The organism is Vibrio sp. IB15 (assembly GCF_016406055.1).
Lineage (GTDB): Bacteria > Pseudomonadota > Gammaproteobacteria > Enterobacterales > Vibrionaceae > Vibrio > Vibrio chagasii.
In genome coordinates this window covers 51258-72304 of sequence record NZ_JAEFCE010000001.1, presented here as the reverse complement: position 1 = coordinate 72304, position 21047 = coordinate 51258, and the positions used below count along the sequence as shown (strand labels likewise).

General features: G+C 43.2%; 31 protein-coding genes and 1 pseudogene. 25 read left to right on the top strand and 7 right to left on the bottom strand.

Features of this window, described 5'->3' with window-relative positions; translation table 11 throughout:
• The first annotated feature begins 57 nt into the window (after positions 1–57).
• On the top strand, positions 58–1242 hold the full coding sequence (locus JC606_RS00345; protein WP_137406455.1) for an FIST signal transduction protein: 1185 nt from the start codon (positions 58–60) through the stop codon (positions 1240–1242).
• Entirely contained in the window at positions 1242–2966 is a 1725-nt protein-coding gene (locus JC606_RS00340) for an ATP-binding protein (protein WP_198777575.1), read from the top strand. Before JC606_RS00345 ends, JC606_RS00340 begins: the two co-directional genes overlap by 1 nt.
• 247 nt (positions 2967–3213) lie before the next feature.
• On the opposite strand, the gene JC606_RS00335 is transcribed toward JC606_RS00340, so the two are convergent.
• Entirely contained in the window at positions 3214–3486 is a 273-nt protein-coding gene (locus tag JC606_RS00335; protein ID WP_076670448.1) for a helix-turn-helix domain-containing protein, read from the bottom strand.
• A 225-nt stretch (positions 3487–3711) separates the two neighbouring features.
• On the opposite strand from JC606_RS00335, the gene JC606_RS00330 reads away from it, so the two are divergent.
• From JC606_RS00330 to JC606_RS00320, 3 genes are all read left to right on the top strand, one after another.
• Positions 3712–3897 carry a hypothetical protein gene (locus JC606_RS00330; RefSeq protein ID WP_176681174.1) on the top strand — a complete coding sequence of 62 codons (186 nt, stop codon included), beginning with the start codon at positions 3712–3714 and terminating at the stop codon, positions 3895–3897.
• A 6-nt stretch (positions 3898–3903) separates the two neighbouring features.
• Entirely contained in the window at positions 3904–4512 is a 609-nt protein-coding gene (locus JC606_RS00325) for a hypothetical protein (RefSeq protein ID WP_198777574.1), read from the top strand.
• Positions 4513–5464: 952 nt separating this feature from the next.
• Positions 5465–5857: a hypothetical protein gene (locus JC606_RS00320; RefSeq protein WP_198777573.1), complete on the top strand. Its 393-nt coding sequence runs from the start codon at positions 5465–5467 to the stop codon at positions 5855–5857.
• A gap of 72 nt (positions 5858–5929) precedes the next feature.
• Here JC606_RS00320 and JC606_RS00315 read toward each other — a convergent pair whose 3' ends face one another.
• Positions 5930–6385 carry a hypothetical protein gene (locus JC606_RS00315; protein ID WP_198777572.1) on the bottom strand — a complete coding sequence of 152 codons (456 nt, stop codon included), beginning with the start codon at positions 6383–6385 and terminating at the stop codon, positions 5930–5932.
• Between the two features lie 235 nt (positions 6386–6620).
• Between JC606_RS00315 and JC606_RS00310 the strand changes: the two genes are divergently transcribed.
• From JC606_RS00310 to JC606_RS00225, 18 genes are all read left to right on the top strand, one after another.
• A complete protein-coding gene (locus JC606_RS00310; RefSeq protein WP_004737993.1) occupies positions 6621–6830 on the top strand; it encodes a transcriptional regulator in 210 nt (69 codons plus the stop codon).
• Positions 6831–6999: 169 nt separating this feature from the next.
• Positions 7000–7254: a hypothetical protein gene (locus JC606_RS00305; protein ID WP_198777571.1), complete on the top strand. Its 255-nt coding sequence runs from the start codon at positions 7000–7002 to the stop codon at positions 7252–7254.
• Entirely contained in the window at positions 7251–7610 is a 360-nt protein-coding gene (locus JC606_RS00300; protein ID WP_198777570.1) for a hypothetical protein, read from the top strand. The genes JC606_RS00305 and JC606_RS00300 overlap by 4 nt, the downstream gene beginning before the upstream one ends.
• A gap of 13 nt (positions 7611–7623) precedes the next feature.
• Positions 7624–8130: a hypothetical protein gene (locus tag JC606_RS00295; RefSeq protein ID WP_198777569.1), complete on the top strand. Its 507-nt coding sequence runs from the start codon at positions 7624–7626 to the stop codon at positions 8128–8130.
• Between the two features lie 125 nt (positions 8131–8255).
• A complete protein-coding gene (locus JC606_RS00290) occupies positions 8256–8912 on the top strand; it encodes a type IV secretory system conjugative DNA transfer family protein (RefSeq protein ID WP_198777568.1) in 657 nt (218 codons plus the stop codon).
• Positions 8913–9163: 251 nt separating this feature from the next.
• A complete protein-coding gene (locus tag JC606_RS00285) occupies positions 9164–9967 on the top strand; it encodes a major capsid protein P2 (protein ID WP_105023483.1) in 804 nt (267 codons plus the stop codon).
• Between the two features lie 11 nt (positions 9968–9978).
• Complete coding sequence (locus JC606_RS00280) at positions 9979–10254, top strand: hypothetical protein (protein ID WP_198777567.1); 276 nt, start codon at positions 9979–9981, stop codon at positions 10252–10254.
• Positions 10255–10263: 9 nt separating this feature from the next.
• Complete coding sequence (locus tag JC606_RS00275; protein ID WP_004739082.1) at positions 10264–10416, top strand: hypothetical protein; 153 nt, start codon at positions 10264–10266, stop codon at positions 10414–10416.
• On the top strand, positions 10413–10622 hold the full coding sequence (locus tag JC606_RS00270; RefSeq protein WP_198777566.1) for a hypothetical protein: 210 nt from the start codon (positions 10413–10415) through the stop codon (positions 10620–10622). Before JC606_RS00275 ends, JC606_RS00270 begins: the two co-directional genes overlap by 4 nt.
• The gene (locus tag JC606_RS00265) at positions 10604–11035 is read left to right on the top strand and encodes a hypothetical protein (RefSeq protein ID WP_198777565.1); all 432 of its coding nucleotides are present in this window, start codon (positions 10604–10606) and stop codon (positions 11033–11035) included. The genes JC606_RS00270 and JC606_RS00265 overlap by 19 nt, the downstream gene beginning before the upstream one ends.
• Complete coding sequence (locus tag JC606_RS00260; protein ID WP_198777564.1) at positions 11028–11723, top strand: hypothetical protein; 696 nt, start codon at positions 11028–11030, stop codon at positions 11721–11723. The genes JC606_RS00265 and JC606_RS00260 overlap by 8 nt, the downstream gene beginning before the upstream one ends.
• Positions 11720–12325 carry a hypothetical protein gene (locus JC606_RS00255; RefSeq protein ID WP_198777563.1) on the top strand — a complete coding sequence of 202 codons (606 nt, stop codon included), beginning with the start codon at positions 11720–11722 and terminating at the stop codon, positions 12323–12325. Before JC606_RS00260 ends, JC606_RS00255 begins: the two co-directional genes overlap by 4 nt.
• Complete coding sequence (locus JC606_RS00250) at positions 12322–12591, top strand: hypothetical protein (RefSeq protein ID WP_198777562.1); 270 nt, start codon at positions 12322–12324, stop codon at positions 12589–12591. The genes JC606_RS00255 and JC606_RS00250 overlap by 4 nt, the downstream gene beginning before the upstream one ends.
• Positions 12588–13379 (top strand): hypothetical protein, encoded by a 792-nt coding sequence (locus JC606_RS00245; protein WP_198777605.1) that lies wholly within the window; start codon positions 12588–12590, stop codon positions 13377–13379. Before JC606_RS00250 ends, JC606_RS00245 begins: the two co-directional genes overlap by 4 nt.
• A 158-nt stretch (positions 13380–13537) precedes the next feature.
• Positions 13538–13702: a phage tail assembly chaperone gene (locus tag JC606_RS00240; RefSeq protein ID WP_443083677.1), complete on the top strand. Its 165-nt coding sequence runs from the start codon at positions 13538–13540 to the stop codon at positions 13700–13702.
• Positions 13703–13719: 17 nt separating this feature from the next.
• Positions 13720–14139: a virion protein gene (locus JC606_RS00235; protein ID WP_198777561.1), complete on the top strand. Its 420-nt coding sequence runs from the start codon at positions 13720–13722 to the stop codon at positions 14137–14139.
• Between the two features lie 91 nt (positions 14140–14230).
• Positions 14231–14452 carry a hypothetical protein gene (locus JC606_RS00230; RefSeq protein ID WP_198777560.1) on the top strand — a complete coding sequence of 74 codons (222 nt, stop codon included), beginning with the start codon at positions 14231–14233 and terminating at the stop codon, positions 14450–14452.
• Between the two features lie 382 nt (positions 14453–14834).
• Complete coding sequence (locus JC606_RS00225) at positions 14835–15554, top strand: hypothetical protein (RefSeq protein ID WP_198777559.1); 720 nt, start codon at positions 14835–14837, stop codon at positions 15552–15554.
• A gap of 8 nt (positions 15555–15562) precedes the next feature.
• Here the strand turns inward: JC606_RS00225 and JC606_RS00220 are convergent, their stop codons facing one another.
• Positions 15563–15976, bottom strand: coding sequence for a DUF3653 domain-containing protein (locus JC606_RS00220; RefSeq protein ID WP_105023494.1), 414 nt, complete (start codon positions 15974–15976; stop codon positions 15563–15565).
• Positions 15977–16847: 871 nt separating this feature from the next.
• On the opposite strand from JC606_RS00220, the pseudogene JC606_RS00215 reads away from it, so the two are divergent.
• Positions 16848–17279 (top strand): annotated as a pseudogene (locus JC606_RS00215) (outer membrane beta-barrel protein); the annotation flags it as partial.
• A 315-nt stretch (positions 17280–17594) separates the two neighbouring features.
• Entirely contained in the window at positions 17595–18197 is a 603-nt protein-coding gene (locus JC606_RS00210) for a DUF2971 domain-containing protein (protein ID WP_198777558.1), read from the top strand.
• 93 nt (positions 18198–18290) lie between these two features.
• On the opposite strand, the gene JC606_RS00205 is transcribed toward JC606_RS00210, so the two are convergent.
• From JC606_RS00205 to matP, 4 genes are all read right to left on the bottom strand, one after another.
• Positions 18291–19511: a hypothetical protein gene (locus JC606_RS00205; protein ID WP_137406459.1), complete on the bottom strand. Its 1221-nt coding sequence runs from the start codon at positions 19509–19511 to the stop codon at positions 18291–18293.
• Positions 19512–19654: 143 nt separating this feature from the next.
• Positions 19655–19966 (bottom strand): hypothetical protein, encoded by a 312-nt coding sequence (locus JC606_RS00200; protein WP_137406460.1) that lies wholly within the window; start codon positions 19964–19966, stop codon positions 19655–19657.
• Between the two features lie 105 nt (positions 19967–20071).
• Entirely contained in the window at positions 20072–20380 is a 309-nt protein-coding gene (locus tag JC606_RS00195) for a DUF3634 family protein (protein ID WP_061033439.1), read from the bottom strand.
• Positions 20381–20403: 23 nt separating this feature from the next.
• Positions 20404–20859, bottom strand: coding sequence for a macrodomain Ter protein MatP (gene matP / locus JC606_RS00190; protein ID WP_137406461.1), 456 nt, complete (start codon positions 20857–20859; stop codon positions 20404–20406).
• Between the last annotated feature and the right edge of the window lie 188 nt (positions 20860–21047).

Here is a 21047-nt window from a genome sequence, read left to right as displayed (position 1 = left end):
GAAACCTTGTGCATTAAAGTGTTATAAAGAAGACATTAATAAAGTTTCCAGAAATCTATGAAATTTCTATCAAAAGTCTCTTATTCCCTAGACGATAAAATCGCAGTAGATGAACTGCTTCAAGGGGTAGAAAACCCTGAGAATATCGCTTGCCTCATTTGTTACTGCACAGAAGAGTACTCCACGCTCGCTGTGCAGAGATATTTCGTAGATGCGCTTCCCAACACTCCCATACACGGCTGTACCACCTGTCATGGAATAATGACGGAAACGGGCTTTCATTCAGGTCCAGCCATCGGTGTACTCATCATCTATGATTCAGGTATTAATGCCTACGGAACGGGTATTAAACACTTCAGCCAATCCATCGAGCAAAGCACCTTCGACGCGATAGATACAGCGCTTAGAAACGCAAATAGAGAAGGTGAGATCCCAGATTTAATCTTGCTTCATTCTACTCCTGGTAACGAGGAGAAAGTAATGGCAGCGATCGATACTAAGTTCGGGACTGAAGTTCCTATCATTGGTGGCAGTGCTGCCGATAATCAGGTATCTGGTAACTGGAGTATCTTTACCGAAGAGTCGCTTTCTATTAACGGGATCTCTTTAACGGTCTTTTTCGCCTCTCAATCCATCTATTCATCATTCAGTGCAGGTCACACGCCCACGCGTTACTCAGGTACCGTGACTAAAGTACGAAACAGAATCTTACTGGAGATAGACCATAGGCCAGCTGCTACGGTTTACAACGAGTGGACCAATTTCCACTTAGGGGGCAGCGCCGACGGCTATATCTTTGAAAAATCGTCTGTTTATCCTTTGGGAAGAAAAGTCGGTTCGTCTTACAACTATCCGTATTTCAAGCTTTCACACTCTATCCGAGAAACAGAGTGCGACGGAATCGAGTTATTTACCGACATCAACGAAGGCGACACCATATACTTAATGCAAGGTTCTAAGCAGCAGTTAATTAGCCGCGCCGCCAACATCATTCATTCGTCTTACTACAATGACATGGATCTGGAAGAGAAATTAGGTGCTATCAACATCTTTTGTGCTGGTCCAATGTTAAACCTTAAACAAGACATGGATGAGGTTTGTGAACAAATAAATCAAGCACTTAATGGGCTTCCTTACATATGCCCATTCACTTTTGGTGAGCAAGGAAGACTTTCTGGTGGAGAGAACGCACACGGTAACTTAATGGTGTCATCAGCAACGTTTTATAGGTTAAAAAAATAATGGGCTCTGAAGGTCAAGAAGCGCTGCAAGAAGCACGTATTGAACTACAAAAACTAAAAGCCCGTGAGAGAAAACTGGCTGAAGAGAATAGGGGGATCCTATCGACTATCTCTGCGATCAGTAAGGCGAGTAACATCTCTGAGATATTTTCTAGTCTCGAGTTTGTATTGAAAAAATACATTAAATTCGACGACTTTATCGTAGTCTCAAGAGTAGGGAATGAAGGAAATTTCAAGACTCTACTGACCAACAATAAAGTCTTTGAAGAGATGATCTGGAACGATCATGGCAAGCTATCTCGAGTCATCAATGGTGAATGCGCCATCCTTTTTGAACCCAAATCTCTGGGTGAATTTAACACTTTGCATCCCATTGTTCTCGACCAAATTAATTCTGTTTTGATTACTGGTATCGACAGCGGACTAACACAATCGGTCATTATTTTTATTCACTCGAATACCAAACATTTTAGCATCGAAACTAAAGCGACTTTGAACCGGTTCCGTCCTCTGATTGAGCGAGCGGTTTTCGACATAGAGAACAAAGAAAAGCTTGAAGCGACAGTTAGAGAACGAACCGCCGAGCTTGTCACTGCAAGGAAAGACGCAGAAAGAGCCAACAAAGCCAAGTCAGAATTCCTGGCCATGATGAGCCACGAGTTAAGAACGCCATTGAACGCCATCATTGGGCTAATCGACACCTTGAAATCGACTCAACTAACGTCAGAACAACAGTCTATACTGCTTAATATGAGCACATCGTCTGAACTTCTGTTAGCGATCATCAGTGATGTATTGGACTTTTCCAAAATTGAATCTGGTTGTTTCTCATTGGCGCCACAATGGAGCAACGTAAGAGACACTGTAACTTTTGTTTTATCAGAACAAACAAAGGCTGCAGACGACAAAGGTCTAAAGCTCACGGTGTCTAGCGATATCCCGGATGGTGAACTTCACTATATAGACCCAAGCCGCTTAGCGCAGATATTGTTTAACCTTATCGGAAATGCCATCAAGTTTACGGAGCGCGGGCACGTCCATGTTTCTATCAAATACCAGCAGAGCTCGTTCTATATAACAGTTGAAGACACCGGAATTGGAATTAGCTCACAGCAGCTATCATCGTTATTCAGTCCATTTGTGCAAGCAGATAGCACAATAACGCGAAGGTTCGGCGGCACAGGCTTAGGTTTAGCGATCACCAAGCGCTTAGTTGAGTTGATGCGTGGGCGAATCTCAGTCGAAAGTGAACCAGGAAAAGGCTCTAAGTTCGAGGTTCAATTGCCAGTGCTCACCAGAGTGACTAACAATTGCAATCAACTGGAAGATGATGTCTGCTCAAGAGAGCTCAGAAGTCGATATTCAGTGCTGGTTGTTGAAGACAACCCAACAAACCAAATGGTGATTAAGCTCATTCTAACAAGACAGGGGCATGAAGTTTTCATCGCAAGTAATGGTGAAGAAGCAATAGGCTTTATACAAGACAACAAAGATTTCATAGACATTATCCTGATGGACGTTTCAATGCCGGTCATGGATGGTTTAACCACAACCAAACATATGAGAAAGGCAAACATCCAAACACCAATCGTGGCTCTGACAGCACACACATCCGTTGAAGATAAATGTTCATGTTTAGATGTTGGTATGAATGATTTCGTGACCAAACCAGTAAGAACAAAAGAAATAACAGAAGCTATAGATAGGCTAATGCTTGAGATCTAATAAACGTATTCTTAATCGAAGATTAGGAAATATGTTTATTAGGTATTTTATGGTAAATAGTCATTATGGTTAAATACACAGTATTATTGGCTATAAAACGAAGGTAGGGCATCAGATATTGAGCTCTGCCTTATGATTACCGAACCACATTTAACATAATACACATAATACGCAGTGGGATAGGCAAAAAATAAAGGCATCTTTCTTATTTAAATCAATGAGATACCCTTATTTATTGCCTATCTAATTATGCTATTTTCTTATCTTGTAAAGCACGTTCAACTGCATTGATTACACGGTCGCTTTTAGAACGTTCCGCTATATTTGCCAGTAAGACAAAGTCCACATCTAAACCTAGTAAATCAGCCACTTCACAAGCATGTTCTTCGCTCATTGTGCCACCGTTTCGCCATTTATTGACTGTACTGTGGTGTAACTCTAAGTATTTAGCCACTTGTCTATCGCTAACTAATTGTTTTTCAACACGTAAACGATTTAGTAAGTCTAACGTAGTTATCATATAAAGCCCTCCCAATAACAGTATAGTCTAGAGCGTAGAGTGACTGTAAGCAGTAGACACCCATGTGCAAATACTCTTTAATCTATCTCGTCAAGTCGGGAGACTTTGCGAACATCCTTTAAGCCCCCTTAATTGATTCGAAGCTTTTACGGGGGCTGTCTGTAAACAAGTGATGTTCCAAGGCTTTTAAGTATTGACCAGACTTATTAAAGAAGGATCAACACCATGTCAAATCAACGTAAAACCCCTGCTGAAATCATCCAAGATCGTATGGATGTGTTACAAAAACACAGTGACGAATACCAAGCTAATCCATCACTCACTGACCAAGGTAAAGAAGCTGCTGCTCATTACTACCGTGGAGCGTTGATTGAGCTTTACCGCCTTAAAGAAACGCTAAAGGCGAGATAATCCCACATGAGCATGTACGACTTAACCAATAAACAGCGCAAAGACCGCCCCTTGGCGTGTCTGAATCGTGCTGTGTTGGATAAAATCGTACAGTGTCCATCCAGTTCAACTGCGTTTCTTACATCTAATGGCCGTGGCGTTCGTAAGAGCTTTGCTCGTGATATTGCGATCGTAATGAAAGCCCTAGTAAACGAAATGTGCCTAAGCTCGAATAAGGTTGGTGTAGCTACAAAGGACGGCTTTGCTTTACGTTCTTGGGGCTACATTGCTGATATCTGCAATTTCCCAATCTGGCGTGTTAAACAGTGCGTTAAGTTCGCGTTTAACAAAGGTTGGATCACATCCAAACAGCCTAGAGAAACCTATACAGGCAAAGACAACCTACAAAAATGGCGCGGCCTAGCGTCTATCAAACGTGTAACAGACGCTTATTTTCACGATATCGGTATCTTCGAGCAATACAAAGAAGCCAAGACAGCGTCTAAACGTTGGCTCAAAACCTTTGCTAACCGCATCGGCCGTCCAGTGAAATACATTCAAACCCCAATTACACTACTACGCAGACGCCGCAAAGAAGCCGCAGAAGCTAAAAACCCAGTCCCAATACCACAATAGAGCTAACTCCACTCTATGCGCCTTAACTGGCGTTATTTGCGATCCATCTGCATCATTCACGCCCAATATTGGCTCATTCTTGCCGTTCTAACCAGTTATTTTACTAACACTTATCCACAGACAGACGATTTTTCATGCGCTTTAGGTTTCCATTCTCTCAATTCTGTTTGGCTTGTGCAAAAGTCGCGTACATATGGATCTAAACTACTCCTAGTTCTTACTACTATTCCCCACTCTATTTACTTAGTCCGCATAGTCTTCGACTAGAACCATGACATTAAGGATAGTAATGGTATTAATGCTTTTACCCCCTCGAAACTCGGGGATAAGTTAATGAAGCGGCCTTTCTTAGTCGCAAGCGACTTGCGGCCTTTGCGTCTGTGGACGAAATACAACGAAAGAATGGTGACTCTACAGATTGGGATGAGTTGGACGTGATTCTAAGAGCCTATCGCTTCGCGATGATTCAAGTAGAAAGAAAATCGTGATCTTGTAAAGATCATTTTAGATTTAATTAATATATTTCATTCTTTAATAACAAAGCTTCTCAATGGATATACATCATGGGTGTCTAGGTGTATATTACTTTCAATCAATAATAAAGAGAGTGTTATATGGTAAGTGCAGGTATAGTTTTTGAAAATTGTAGTAATTGTTCCGTTACAGGGGGAAGCGTGACTGGTTTTGGAGCTGGTGTTATTGCGACTAACACGCGAGGGTTACAAGTAAATGGAATGACGTTTGAAACAAGCGTAGGCATAGATGCTGAAGACTGCTCAAATCTCCACTTGAGTAACAATTCCCATACAGTTCCAATGTTGATTAGCTCCTCCCCAGTAAGAAGCAAAAATACACACGGCTGGCCACAAACTTCATCAACAATGGATTACGCACTCAGCTATCTTAAGTGTACTGACTTTGATCCATTTTCATAACAATAGGGATACATTACATGGCAATGTTCAAAATGAAAAACTGTCACGATATGACGCTGATAGATAACGAGACATCTTCAACTGAATTTCTTGATGCGGAAAACACGACTAACGTTTTCGCTAAAGGTAACAAAGCGGGTGTAGATTTCACTAAATCGGAGCTTGTAGAAAAACTGGAATTAATTATCTCATCTCTAAAAAAAGAAGATGTGGATACAGTTCTTACTAGCAATATGGAAGACCTGGTTGATGAACTTCGAGAAGAACAGCCGACTCAGAGTCGCGTCAAAAAGTGGTTAGGTCGTGTTTCAGGTGCAGTACAAACAGCAAAAGTTTCTGCTGAATTATTAAATGATGTCAAAGAGGTAATTCCATATATTGAAACATTCGTTCAAAATTTAAACCAATAGTGTAATCTTAAACTTATCAGTGATAGCTATAGAAAAACAAAGGCCACATCTTGAGATATGGCCTTTGTTTTCCTAAATTGCTATTGCTCGGGACGGTTCATAGTGAATCAAATCCATTCTTTGCATGGTGACTTTCTCCCCCGCTTTTGACGCCTTGAGCTCAAGCATCTCAACGTTAACGTGAAGCTTTTCACTTGTTCTAATGCTTTCAGGGAGGTTAAACAAAACGGGAACTTGCTTGCGTTGTTGCGGGTTTAAATCACAGTCTACGATACACAAGTAACCTACCAGTGCTTCACCATTGATTAAAACTGTTTTCGGCGTTATCGAATACACGCTCAAAGGCATGTAACCTAAATTGGTGATATCGAGCTTAATTCTCAGTTGGTTTCCTCGGTTAATCTTTTCAATCTTCGCAACATCGACTCTCAGAAACCTATCTTGCTTTAGTTCTTCGCGAGCAAACCACCGCTTTATTCTTCCAAACATTAAATTAGCCACCTTAAATGCAATACCTGTCGATTCCATATATAATCCTTCATGAGGTTTCATTTTGAGACTCGGGAAAGTTTGACAAAATGAAACAGTGTATTGAAACCGCGATTCTTCGCGGTTTTTGCATTTTAGCAATCATTAAATTAGCAGAGTATTAACCCACACCATTTGTGTGAAATAAGTACCATATAGTATTTCACTATGTATAATGGCTTCGTTCGTAAAACCTCCGGCTTGTTTCTTTTAACGTCAGTTAAGGCAACGAGCTATGGAACCATCCAAATACAAGTACCCTATTACGGCCAAATTGATACGTGATGCACGTTTACGTTCTGGCCTACAACAGAAAGACTTCATTTCTCAAAACAACCTTGAAATCACTCAAGCTACCTTTTCGCGTTGGGAAACGGGACAGGCGCAAGTGCCTGCTAATGTCCTGCTAAAGCTTGGTTTAGTTAGCGAGGCCATTGTCCTATGAGCTTCCTACACCTTGGCTTATTCCTCATGTTTATGTTCGGCTTTTTATGGGGGCGCGATAATTCCCTAAATCCTATTTCACCTTGTGAGTGTCCACCTATGATTGTCTACGGTTGGGCGCTTGTTGGTTTGTTCAATTATATTGGACTTGGTATAGGAGATTTCAGCCTATGAGCCTTAAAAAACAGTTCACCCAAATAATCACCGGTATTAAGGAATCGCGCCGCGTTCTCGAGGATGCGTCCCCAGATTGGTCGAAAGTATCCCCTCTAAAACTGGTTAGCACCGTAAAAGACTACGCCATTGCCAACTTCGAAGCTGCCCGTGAAATCTTCGACAGCAAAGTGGCCGCGCTCGAAAACCTACAGCAACAAATCGATGAACTACGCGAACAGGTCAAGCAGATTCAAGGAGAAGAACAATGATTCTAGGTTATGTGAAATGCACCGCACCGAATTGCAATGAAGCGATGGAAGTCAGCCAGTGCAGCGGTAAACGTTCGGCCTACCTAAAGGGACGTTGTAACGTTTGTAAGTGTACGGAGCAGCGCAGCAATGCCAATACTCAAGACTATCTACAGCAGTACAAGCCTTTAGAAGAGCTGAACCCTCCTGCCCCTGTTGAGCAAACCGAAGAAGTCGAAGTTCTGCAGGAAGCCCCAACCGAAACCCCACAACCTGAAACAGAGCCGAAAGGCGTATCGAGTTTACTTTGCGCTGGTATCGGTGCATGCATTGGCCTAACCCTTGGTAAAGCCGTCACGATTTTAAGAGCTGTATAAGGAACCTTATCCCATGAGCAAACCAAACACTGTAGAACTCGATCAACCTGTCATCGATGTAGAAGAAGTTGAAACGCACACCGAGCAAGATAAAAACGAGTTCCTAGACGAACTGGAAACCGAGTTTGACCCGCAGGCCGCGTTAGACAAAGCAGACGAAAAAGCCGAAGCCATGAACGCTCAGAAACTGGCACTCGAAGCCACAGAGCAAACCGTTCTTGTGGGAATGGGTATGGCCGACTTTGCCGTCAAAGAAATGCTTGATGAACGTCTAGAGATTGGTGAAGAGAACGCCCACGCATTAGCAAAAGCCGCCGCGCCGGTCATTTTAAAATACAACGTTGCGCCCCCTCCCTGGGCAGTGAAATACAAGGAAGAGATTGCCTTGGGAATGGTCGCACTAGGTATTACTGCTTCCCTGTTCATGCAGTATCGCGGCCTCAAGAAAGCCGATGCGCAAGCGGCCATTGATGCCGCTAACGAAGCGCAGAAAGAAAAAGACCAACAAACCACGCATTAAGCCGTTAAGTGAGACAAATCACACTTATTGCATATCTAAGCCGCTTGCTATTAGGCATCGAAGGCACATAAAGCAGTAACACTAAGGCCGCCCACTTTCGGGCGGTCTTTTTATTAGGGTTAGATATGGAACCAATCAACAATAACAACACACTTGATAACCACCACGCCTACATTGTCGGCATGTCGGGTTCGGGTAAATCGTCCTTGGCTAAGAAATTACTCATCTCTTCGACTGACCAAGTCGCCATTTATGATCCAAAGCGTGAATATGACGGCCAAATCGTGGGTCGTAAAATCCGTGTCTATGGCAACTTACGCACGTTCGCCAGTGCGCTGATGGCCGGACGAGAAACCAAGCAAGGTTTCAAGATAGCTTATCGCCCCTCAGAGCCTTCTGCGAAAGACTTCGACCTGTTTTGTCGTGTGGTGTGGAGCTGCGGCGATGGAAAGCACAAAAAGGCACTCAAGGTTATCTGTGAAGAAGTCGCGGAGAACTCGACAAGCTCAGGTAAAGCCACGGGCTACCATGGCAAGTTGCTGCGCCTTGGACGCTCTTACAACATTCACACCATTAACCTATTCCAACGTGGCCAAGAAGTACCTAAGACCATCATCGATAACTGTGAATATGGCTACATCATGCTAACCAAGACACCCAAGAGCCGCCGATACCTTGAAGACTTGACCGGAATATGTGCCATTGAACAGTCAAAATTAGTCAAATTCGACTACTTCAAGCAATACGGCGTGGTCGTTGAAAAAGGCCGAATCCGTTGGTAAACGTGAAATAAATCACACTTAAGGCATATCTAAGGCACATAACCATTAGGTATCGAAGGCATATAAAGCAGTACCAATAAGACCGCCTAATGTTGGGCGGTTTTTTATAGGTATTTACAAATGGCAGGTTTTACACCAAAGAAACTCGCGGTTATTGCTTTCGTTGCGGCTGTTGCTGCGGCGGGTGTGGTTTGGGCGTCAAACAACGTTGACGCTGTTGAAGACACCATCGGTTAAGGGAGTTCATTACTATGTCGACTCCAACCAAATTGAACTCTTTCACAGGGACAGGCTACGGTGAGAAAGCCACGCTGACTCTACCAATCGGCCCGACTTACGAAGAGATTTTCCTTGAGACGAATCTCAGTGCCGCGCAGCTAAGACGCATCACCATCACGCTAAACGGAGATGAGATTATTGTGCTTGATGGTGAGCTGATTAAGGCACTGGAAGCGTACAAAGGTCTCGCGCAAACCGAAGGCTTTTTCACTATCCCACTGGCTGATATCAGTGCGAAAACGAAAAACGGTGTGCGCTACACAGGGCTTGTGACGGAATCGGGCGATAACATCACGCTCGAAGTCGAAGTCGCTTCCACAAATCAAGACAGTGCCCCTTCTATCCAATTGCAAGCATGGGCGACCGTGTCCGCTCGACAAGCCGTTCGTGTGCTTGTGCCGAAAATCAAAAGACAAACCATGCAAGCCTCCTCAACCGAAAACGAATTTCTCGAATTGGTTTCGGGTCCGTTGCAGTTGGTGCGCCGCATGCACTTTCTAAGTGGTGAAATTCACGCGCTGCAAATTCACCGTGATTTTGTGAAGGTGTTCGACTCTTCAAAAAGTCTCGAAGAAATGCGCGCCAAGCGTAACCGCCGTTTCTGGCAAGCCGATTGTTTCCACTTCGATCCAATTATGCGTGGTTTCTACATCGATGAGCTGTTCGCAACAATGCACAACTCAGAGCTGAAATTTACGGTGAAGACCAAAAAGCCTGTTGGCTCTATTCCTATCATCGTTGAATCGGTAGAAGTCATTCGCCCTGACTTAGTGTAAGGAGAAGCCTTTTGTCTTTTTTCGACGATTTAGGAAATTTCGGCTCAGGCATGTTGGACGATGTAGGCGAAGGTATCGGCAACATCATCAAAACCGCCACCACGAGCGACCACTCGAAGAACGCCGCGACCACCCAACAACCACAGCAGCCAATCAAAGATAACAACGGCAATGCAGTGACGGGGTCACGTCAGTTACAGGGTAATGATAAAACATTGCTCTATGTGGGCGGTGGTGTCGGTGTCGCTGTGTTGCTGACCATGCTTGTCGTGGCCGTAACAAGATAAGGAGAAGGTATGCCATTAATGCTAGTGGTTCCCTTTCTCGCGGGTGGCCTTGGGTTTGGCGTGGGATTTTGGTCAGGCTCAAGTGCCACAAAATTATTAAAAGTCGCGGCTCTAGGTGGCGGCGGTTATATGGCTTATCGAGTCATTAAGGGGAGCAAATGATACCGGATCTTAGTGGAGGTCTGACAAATTCCGGCTCAATGCCTATTGATGCCGGAGGCGGTTCAGCTGGGCCAAGTGAAGCGACAGCAACGAACTCAATCGGTGGTATTCGAAACGGCTCTATCAACTTTGGAGGCGGCGCATCTTCTTGGCTGCCTTGGGTAGCAGTAATAGTCGGGGTGGCAATGTGTCTAAGAAAAACTTAAACATTCAATTTATCCCCCGCACCCGCAGAGATATTGATTATCACCTTAAAGAGCTTAAGCAAGCGTTCGTAGGCTCACAACAGGCCAAAGCAGAATGGACTGAAATGGTGGAACGTATTAAGACGGGTCAATCTGGGTTGTACCTGATTAAAGCGCGTGGCGTGTTACTTCGCTTTGTTGGGCGTGTGATTGATGGGAGTTACCACATCAATGCCATGGCCGGAAAAGGCATGCAAGAAGCGGCGCCACTCATCATTGAGCGGTGTGAAGCCATGGGCTACATCTCAATTAGCTATAACACCTATCGCAAAGGCATGGGACGAATTTTAGCCTCATTCGGTTTTGAACTTGATGAGCGCGTGTCTCAGGTAGAAAGCAGCTACATTCTGCATCTTGGGGGGGCTCATGGGTAAAGGCGGCAAAAGTTCAAGCTCGAACACTACCAGTACCACCAACACAAACGGTACGAGTGCCATCAGTGGCGATAACCTTGGCGTTGTCCTGTCTGGTATCAATGGCAACGTAGGTAACATTTCAGTGACTGACCACGGCTCAGTAAAAGCTGCGACAGACATTGCGAAGAATGCCCTAAGCAGCAACAGTGCCGCGATGAGAGAAGCCTCAAGGCTTGGCTCAAGTGCGCTCAAAGCAAACGAGCGAACCGTAGACAAATCGCTGCGATTTGGGCGCGATGCCCTCAAGACGAACGAAAGCGTGACCAAAGAAGCGCTTCGCTCAAATGAAAGTGTCAGCAAAGACGCCTTAAAGTCGAATCAAGAGTCATTAAAACAAGCTCTAGGCTTTGGTAAGGAGTCTTTGGCGAGTGCGTTAGGGTTTGGTCGTGACTCTCTAGAGGAAAACGGTGAAATCAGCAAAAAGGCCATGGACAACATGCGACAGAACAGCGCAGACACCACAGCCGCAGTGAAAGCAATGGCGATTCAATCGGGAGAGAACGCCCGAGCCGCTTTAGCCATGGCTGAAAATACCGCTTCACGCTCTCAAACAGGCAGTGCGGGCGAAATGTCTAAAGTCGCGATTGCCGTTGCGGTGGCGTGTGGTATCGGAATGGTCGCTATGGCCTGTAAGGGGGCGCAATGAAACAGCTAACCCTTAAGGCCAATGAAGAAAAACGTTTTGGTGTCGGATCTGATAAGTGGCTCATTGTTCGTGAGTCCCAAGAGTACCTTTACGTTCGCAGTGACAACGGCGAAAAAATCCGAGTTGATGCGGGAGATACGTTAGATATCGCAAGCTTTAAAGAGCTTGAGATTATCAACCCTCATGCGTCATCGATTCGCGTGGTGTATCAGCTCACTAAACGCGATCTGAAAACCACACCACCCGCCCTTGTGAAGTTCAGCGATTCGATGGCCGTCAGTGAAATACGTTCAGTCGTGACGACTCGAACGGAAACGGCGCAACGCTTCATTAGTCGCGACCACTTGGTGATTCAACCGAACCAAAAGAAACGCTTGTTTAACGCCTCAGTGACACGGCTAGAGGCGATTATCCAAAACATTAGTGATTTGGAAGTAGAAGCCATGCTGGGTGACAGCTACGTTTCCGCTGTAGTGGGTTTACCGATTATGGGAGACAGACAAGCCCCCGCAGGAATGACCGTGACAGGTGGTGGTGAGCTTTGGGCGTATAACAACAGCAACACACCTTTAAAACTGGCAATGATGGAGATTCACCGATGAGCCACATCATGCCCCGTCGAGTGATCGTGAAATGCGATCCACTCACGGAACATCTTAAAAACTTACAGCCTGAACAAGTAGACGCCCTGCTTATGATGCAAGGTGTTTACAGCAATCAGGTGTCATTAAGTGCGGCCGTTGTATCGATACAACGCCATATTTTCGAATCAGATAATGACGTTCACGAACTGGCGGATAGTGTGGCAGCGAATACGCTCCCTCGCCTACAGAACGTTGCACAAGAAATGGAGAAACACACTCTATGAATACTAACTTTGCGGCAATCGGCCAACTGGTGACCGAAGCCCGAAACCTACTCGATAGCATCAAAGGCGGTGCTATTCGAACGATGCAAACTCAGTTTGATGCACTGATTAAAGCCAAGAAAGTGACTTTGGATAAGTTTGTTAGTGACCAATACGGACGTGTTAGTTCAGTGCTTAATGATGTGCATGGAGAGCTTCCGCATGTTTTGTTAACACGCAACCAACGAATGGAAACAGTCAACACTAAATCTATTCGCGGTTTTAAAACTATCTATTGCCAAGAGTTCGAAGTCATAAAAGAGGCAACGGTACACGGTAGTTCAGGTGTGGATCATACTGGCAATGGCGTTCTCGAAGAGTTTCGAGCGAGTGTTATAGGAAACAAAACTTATGTAAATGGATATTTCGACATTGTGCGTATTAAGTTCAAGCGTTCAGCCGATGCAACACACCCATCACGTCTAAATAACTTTTGGAATAATGGTAACCATCAAGGGGCTATGACTGGGGCTGCTTTAGTTAAAGTCATTAAAGGCAATGTTGGTGGGTGGCCTGTACAAATAAGTCATGCTAACGGTTGGGAGACTCGTGGAAGTCAAGCTCGCGCAGAAACCCGAAGTGCAAACCTTCATAGCGGTCTTGGTCATAGCTGTATCACACTTGGCTCAAACTCAATACCAAATGATGAAGGAGAGATTCTAATTTGCCTGTTTGGTGTAGCAAATGGTGTGGTTGATTTTGACCGTTGGGGGCTTTGGCCTGAACTGGATAAAAGTTGGAGAGTGTAACTGTGATTGTATTAGTAGATGGAAAACAAACGGCTGTTGTAGGTGGTCTAATTAGCAAAACTCAAGCTGTTCAAATGCTACTTGATGATATTGATATATCTCGGGTCACTTTACGCTTCACAGACTTTAATGAAGTTCGCAAAGCTCGTGAACCACTAATGAAAGAAGCCGACGACCTTATTAACAAGGTATTAGATCTGGGGCTCGATGCCACAACGTTCCGCCAATATCGCCAAGCACTCCGCGATATCCCTCAAACCTATAGTAATCCGGAAGATGTGGTATGGCCTCAAAAACCATCATTGCCGCAAGCGTCTGCGTAATTGGGGGGCTTGCCTACATGACATACAGAAAGACACTACCTCGCGGGGTGCGTAACAACAACCCGCTAAACATCCGTGAGTCTAAAGGTGATCGCACTAAGTGGGACGGCGAGCACCTTCTCGACCTCGACAAAAGCTTCGAAGAGTTCAAGCACCCTACCTATGGTTTTCGCGCAGGAGCGCGGATTCTTCGCAGCTACTCACGACAAGGTTTTCGAACCTTAAGCGAGATGATTAGCCGCTTCGCTCCATCCATTGAAAACGATACCGAGCTTTATATTAAGCACGTTAGCGAGTGGACGGGCATTGGTCGTAATCAGGTTATCGATGTGAACAACAACGAACAACTAGCCACGCTCTTACATGCAATGAGCCGTAAGGAAGTCGGCAACTATTACGGCTTGAGTATGGCGCGTGAAGGGGTTGCCATGGCATGACCAAAGCAGATTTCAAGAGCATAGCATTAACCGTGGTAGGTGGCGTTCTCGCCGCCTACACCATCAAGTTTTTAAAAGGAAACAAACTACTATGAAAAAGTTTTTGAGAGAGAACCTTTGCATTGACCTTGACCAACCTTCAACGAAGAAAGGCATTGCTTTAGTTGGTGCGGGCATTGCCCTAGCCTCTGGTCACCCTGAATTTCTGACCGCTACGGTGACAGAGACAGGGGTTCAATATGGCGGTCTTATTGGTACGGTTGTGCCATTCGCCGTGGGACTGTGGGAAGCCTTTCGCAAAGAGTGGGATTGATGGAGTATCAGACTATTTTAGTGTTTGCGCTTAGTTCGCTTTTCTCTGGAATCGGTGTAGGAATGACATTAAAAACAGACGTGAAGTGGCTAAGAGTCATGCTTGAAAAAATGGATGAGCGTGTCACAAGATTAGAGAACAAATCATGAAGCGTTCTTATCTCGTTGTGGTTCCTGTCCTTTTATTCAGTTCACTTTGCGTCTACGCCAGTACTAGGCGTAAAGCTGAACTAAAAGACTTTGATCCAAGGAAACTCCCCGACTATGAAACGCATAAGATCCCAAATTTAAAAAACTTACTGCGTAAACTATAGCTCGCACTTTGCGAGCTACACCACTCAGATGTATGCTACCAGCCTCATAAGCATAAAGAGAGAAAAACAATGAAAAACAGTGGCTTAATTTTTGGAATGGTGTTGTCTGTCGGTCTAGTTGGCTGTGGTGGCGGTGGCGGTGGCGATACCAGTGCCGGTGGCAGTAATAGTGAAGAATCTAGCGCAACAAAGTTTTCAGGCAATGGCATATATGTTAATCAACTCACTTCACAAGCAATGCTCATTGACTCTGCAAGAGCTAAGGACAACCTTGTTCTGGGAGACTTTACCGAGGATGCTGTTTTCATCGCACATAATGGAACGACAACAACAAATCAGATGAAAACCGTCGGTTTAACAGTTGTTACTAACACCATTAGCTACACCGATGAAGAACAAGAAATGACGGCTACTTTTTCGGATAAATCAGTTACATTAAATACAGTCATAGATAATAAGAACGAAATCTATTCGATGGATAAGACTTCGGATTCTTTAGAATTAGGAAAGATTGTAGGTACACATACTGACCCACAAGACGGCAGTACATGGACCATAAACGGCGACGGCTCTTTCATTATCAATTCTGATTGCACGATCTCAGGGAATCTTGTGCGTAATGGTTCATACTTCGATATAAAGGGTGCACAGGCTGTATCATGTGCAGACGCAGAGATGAATGGTTCATACGATGGTGTGTTGCTAACAGTTGAACTTAACGGGATAAACCGTATTGCAGGAATCTTAGGCAATGAAAACTATTCACTTTGGGGAAACTCACCTATTTAAGCAAAACATTATTTAATCACAGGGCGTTTAACGCCCTGCTTTCTGAGTCTAAACCGTTTCTTTTTTTTTCTTCTAAATTGAATAACATTAGAGGCGGTTTCAAGGCTCATTTTTATATCTAGCTCCATAAGATCATAAGCTGACAGCTCGCGCCCTCCTGGAGTGTATAGAACATCCCCCCGAATCTTAAAGCCTCTCCATGACTTCGAAGTCGGCAAGTATCCACGGTGGATCACTAAAAGTAATCGGATGACTGATAAAGGCCAATTACCTTTTGTTTGCCAGTTCTTAACGGTTTGAGGCGTTACACCAAAAAAGGCTGCCGCTTCATCACGCCCATCAAAATGCCATAGCAGCAGGTCATTAACTTGATTGATGTATAGGCCGTTATTGAATAGCTCTTCTTTTATCTTATTTTTCATGTGATCTAAGTCTCATTTCTTGTAAATGGACGAAAATCATATTTTTCTAGTAGTTCAGTCACAATCAACATAAGAGCTTCATATATATAAATATTTACATTTGTGAGAGACCTACCACTGACTTATTTGGCTACTACTGTTAATTCAAACACCTATGCAGCTTGTTTTACATAAGAAGCCATAATACGCATAAAATCTGGGAGACTTATTAGCCTTATACTTGGCAGATTTCACGTACAGAACCACTTAATTTATTTCGCTTAACCATTTTTATGGGTTTGACTACACGTTGAATCAAATTAACTCTTTAACTCTTTAACTCTTTAACTCTTTAACTCTTAGATGCTATCCATTCAATATTTAACTTTCTACAGCCGACGGCTACACATTGCTTGTGTAAGTTATGAAAATGTAATCCTATTGTTGTGCTTTCAGATTTTACACACGCTACATACATAACATCTAGAAACTTGGTTTCAATTGAGAATCCTGTTTCATCTTCCAACTGCAACTGATCAAGCATTCGAAAACTCCAACAGATTACTGAAACCTAATCTGATTTGCTGATGTGGACTCTTTCAAGTTGAGTTCGTTTCAAGCTCTCTCCATTAGCGTAGCTCTAGTTACTTAAGGTTCCATGAGCTTGTCTCTGAAACCCAAACGAAATTATGAACAAGCTACATTGAATTCAAAGTATGTCCGCAGCTAATTTCACAGGTTACAAGTTGACAATAAGTGACAACGCAACGCACTTCCGATTCACTACGTTCTGGAATGGTCATTACGCCTTGTCTTACAACTGAGATATTGACACTTCTATTATCTACAAGCTTTTAAAATCAGATATTTAGACAGGTTTCGTATTAACTAAGAGGATTCATCTGACCTGTCTGATCTCAGCTATAACCTAGTTGGAGGCTACGAATTCAATACTCATGATGTTGTTAAGTTAGGACTAGAAGCCGAATACCGAAAAATTGGTAAGGTAAGCTATAGCGATTCGATGGATATCGAAGGTCAGGCTTTCTTCGTCAACGTTAAGCCAAAATTCATTGTTAAAGGAGATGAGTTAGATTTATACGTATCACTATTAGCTGGTGTTGGCTCGATGGATATGGACGTAAAAATGTCCGGAACCGCGGAATCTAAATCAGAAGCAGCTTACCAAGTTGGTGCAGAGCTTGGTGCGATAGTCTCAGACAATATCGACATCCACCTTGGCTACCGAAATGCACGTGTTGAAATCTACGATGTCGATGTTTCTTCACAAACCGCTTATATTGGTGCGCGATACAAGTTTTAACCCCTTCGAATAACCGTTAGCCCACTCTAGCAAAGCCTTCCTCTCTAAAGTGGGCGTTACTCGGTCCTTTATCTTGACTAAATCGGCCTATAAAAGTTACGTTGTATCTTATTTTGTGTAGGTATAGGAAGTTTAAGGGACTACGTTTTGCAAAATAAACCACCTAAACAGCCCACTATTTCGTGTTTAAATTTTGATCTATCAAACAGTTATAATTGAAAATAAGGTGATTAAGCAATCAAATGCTGTGCATTCGGAGTTGCATTACCAATTAAAGTGTTAACATCAGGAAATGTTGTAAACTAGGTGTTTGATATGTTGCCTAAACTTTATAAGTTCAGATCGCTCCACGATAGAAACATACAATCTATATCCGAGTGTTCGTTGTGGTTTGATTACGCTAAATCCTTTAACAACCCTTTTGATTCTAACCACATCTTCAGCCAGTGCCTTCAAAATGATTTTAAGGTGATGTGTTTCTCGCAGTCCAGCGACCACCCTATACTGTGGTCTCAGTATGGTGACAACTTCAAAGGTATGTGTATTGAGTATGACCTTAACTATTATGAGGGTGACGCGAACCTAAATTGCTTTGAGGTTCAATATGAAGACCATCCAAACAATATCTGTTTGCCTTTGTTAGAGAAGTTACCGCCATTAAGCTTAGGTACCGAACTCTTTAAGGTAAAGCACTCTAATTGGCGCTATGAGCGTGAATATCGCTGGGTACTTCCTAAGGAAGAGCTCGAAGGCAATAAACTGTTTCTTAACAAACAATGCCTTACTTCAGTCATTCTCTCAGAGCATGCTCCAGCGGATAGAAAGCTTAAACTGTTAATGACATGCCAACGCCTAGGTATTCCAGTCAAACAAGCAATGGCCAAACAGGACTCATTCACGTTTGAAGTGGTTTGCTAAACAGCCACTGTTGGTAAGTCAGGCTTTGTCATAACCCACATAAAGTGACAGTGCAACTTAAAAGAAAGAGCCACACAAGTGTGGCTCTCTTCATTACATCTTATCGGTTATTTTACCTGGTACCCTATTCTGCATTTGCTCAATCGTCATCGCTGACATTTGAACATTGGAAAACCAATAGGGTCTGTGCTTAACATTGAACAAATCACTATTATCCAGCGCTTCAAAAATAGAGAACTTTCTCCCTTGGGCTAACGCAGCTCCGTAAAGGGTTCTTTCTAGCGCTGGTATGTCATTTACTTCCTCTAACAACGCTCGCTTTATAAACTGGTTGGTTGGGCTCCAGTCAATAAATTCGACAAGCTTCTTAATTAGCTTGAGTTCGAGTTGCTCTATCATCGACTCTAGAAATTGCGTATTTGGGATGACTTCAGCGCAAGCATAATACTCTTCATGCTTATCACTCGCATCACGATAGCCGATCATGGTTTTAACCAAAGCATCTTCGAATGTCGAAGAGAAATGATTACAAATCAGAAATAAAGGTAAGACTCTCAGTACACCTAAAAGAATTCCAACATTTGGATCTTTAACGGACGTTTCTTGTAACCTCATGCGCGTAGTATTCGAGGTCACCACCAAATGTTGCCAAACCTTCGGTACGATATGTTTAATGTTGTTGTCATTCCACTTAATCAGTTGCTGACTCATTAGTAATGGAAACAACAAACGGCAGTTCTCGATACCGATTTGCCTTGCCGCAACTTTGGGGTCGAGAATGATTTTAGATTTCTTACCGTACTTTTCTGTGAACTCTCGGTTAGACACAAACTCAACAAGGCTAGAGCTAAGCGCCCTGCTTTCTGATGATATTTTGTGTAACTTTGAAAAGTTTAAAGATGGAGAATACCCAACACTTGCGAACTGATTGTAATCGGGTAATTGGGTAAATAAGGAGCTTATGAGTGTGCCTTGAAGCTTCTCTAACATAAGTGCAGAGGCGGCGTCACTCACATCATCAATGACGTAACGCAGTGTCTGTTGTTTGGCCGCTACCTTCTCGCGTTTGGCATTTACTCTGTCTTGCTCACAGCGCAATAGAATGCGCTGATTATGTGAAATTCGATCCGCTTCATCAAAGATTACGCTCTCGCAATATCTATTCTCTAAGCTAAGTAGCGTGTCGACCTTTGATTGGTCGAGTTTATATTTTGTGGATATCAACCATTTAGTAAAACGAGCCTCAACGTTAATTGAAACTTTTCTAGAGATCTCTATGACTTCTGGGGTGTAATTTTTATTTGCTAACAACAACCGAGACTTTCCTTTGCCCTAATCTTCTTTTGGCAGCATATGCTGACTTTATAAGTGAGCTAAATATTAATAGAAATTAGAGATTGGTTCACGAAATTGTTTCATTAAAATTATAAATATTTAGTTATAGTGCATTAGAGCAATTATTCTGATATGTGAATACGAATGTATTTCTCAGGAAAGCTGTACTTGAACTTTTTACGTTTAGGCAGATGCTTTTTAGCTTCTTTGCAGATTTTGCTATCCCCAGAGGTTCTGATCTTTTTGATTCTTGCATAGCCTTTGGCGTGCTTCATCTCAATCATAAGATCACAATATCCTTCTAGCTCAATATGACTCTTACTAAGCCCTTTAAGGACAGAGGTCTTAATCTTCTTTGCTACTGGGTTAATCAAGGAATCGTCGGAAAGTGTTAGTGGTGACAAAAAGCACAATAAAATTACAAGATATCTCATACTGTTCTCTTTTAGTTAAAATTGAAAACAGTATGCAGATAATGGAGAGATGTTTAGGATTAACTTAGTATGATGTTGTATTGGATAACACGTAATTATCGAAAATTAAGCTTTCTTTGAGCCTTTAGACTTGAATCCGTTATGCGGGAACACATTGCGAATGCGTTGCTGTACGTTTTTAGGTACGTCCTTAGTGAACTTCAAGTTATAGCCAGAACGTTTCGCATACACTTTTAATTCGCCCTTAAACGCATTGTTGTGGCCGATCTCTTGAAGGTTGTGCTTAAAACTCGGCGGAAGATGACCTTTAACCTGCTCAATAGCGCCATCATTGAATTTAATTTTCAGGACGGGTCTATCTACAGCGACCAACCAAAATACCAACACTGCACCGATTAAGATTACATACATCATAACGTCACCACTAATATTGATGGTTACTTATCGTCAGAAAGAAGCTTGCTTAAATCTTCTTTAAGGCTCGTTACCGTTTTACTCGCCTGTTCGCTGCGTGATGCTTCACTCACCAAATATTCAATGGCGTCAGACAAGGTACAACCTAGCTCATTCGCTCTTTGGGATAGCTTTTCCCAGACGCGATAATCGAGGTCGATTGATTTCTTTTTGGTATGAACTTGTTCAGCGTTAAAGTGGCGTTTGCGCTTCGCCCTAATCGCCTGTTTGAGCTTATTGTCGAGCTCTGGAGACATGTTGTCTGATATCCACTCAAGCACACCTGTAGGTTGGTGTTCGAGCTTTAATAACGCCTGAATAGCGACGTCAGCTTCACTTGAATCAATGTGGCAGGTGATCAATTCGCCTTCTTTCCATTTTTTGACCAGATAGTTCCATTTCCAACCACATTCTAAGTTTTCAAGTTGCTGATATTTCATGTCTAATCTCGAGTGTTAATCCTAGTGACAGCGTAACCCAAAATGGGCGATTTAACAATTATTGTCTTGAAAGAATAGACCAAGATCATACTTATATTAGTCCAGTGATCGGTAACGTCCATATAGAGCTACAAGCGAGATCGGTTTTTCTATATACTCCCTACCTCATTATCATAATCAGAAACTTA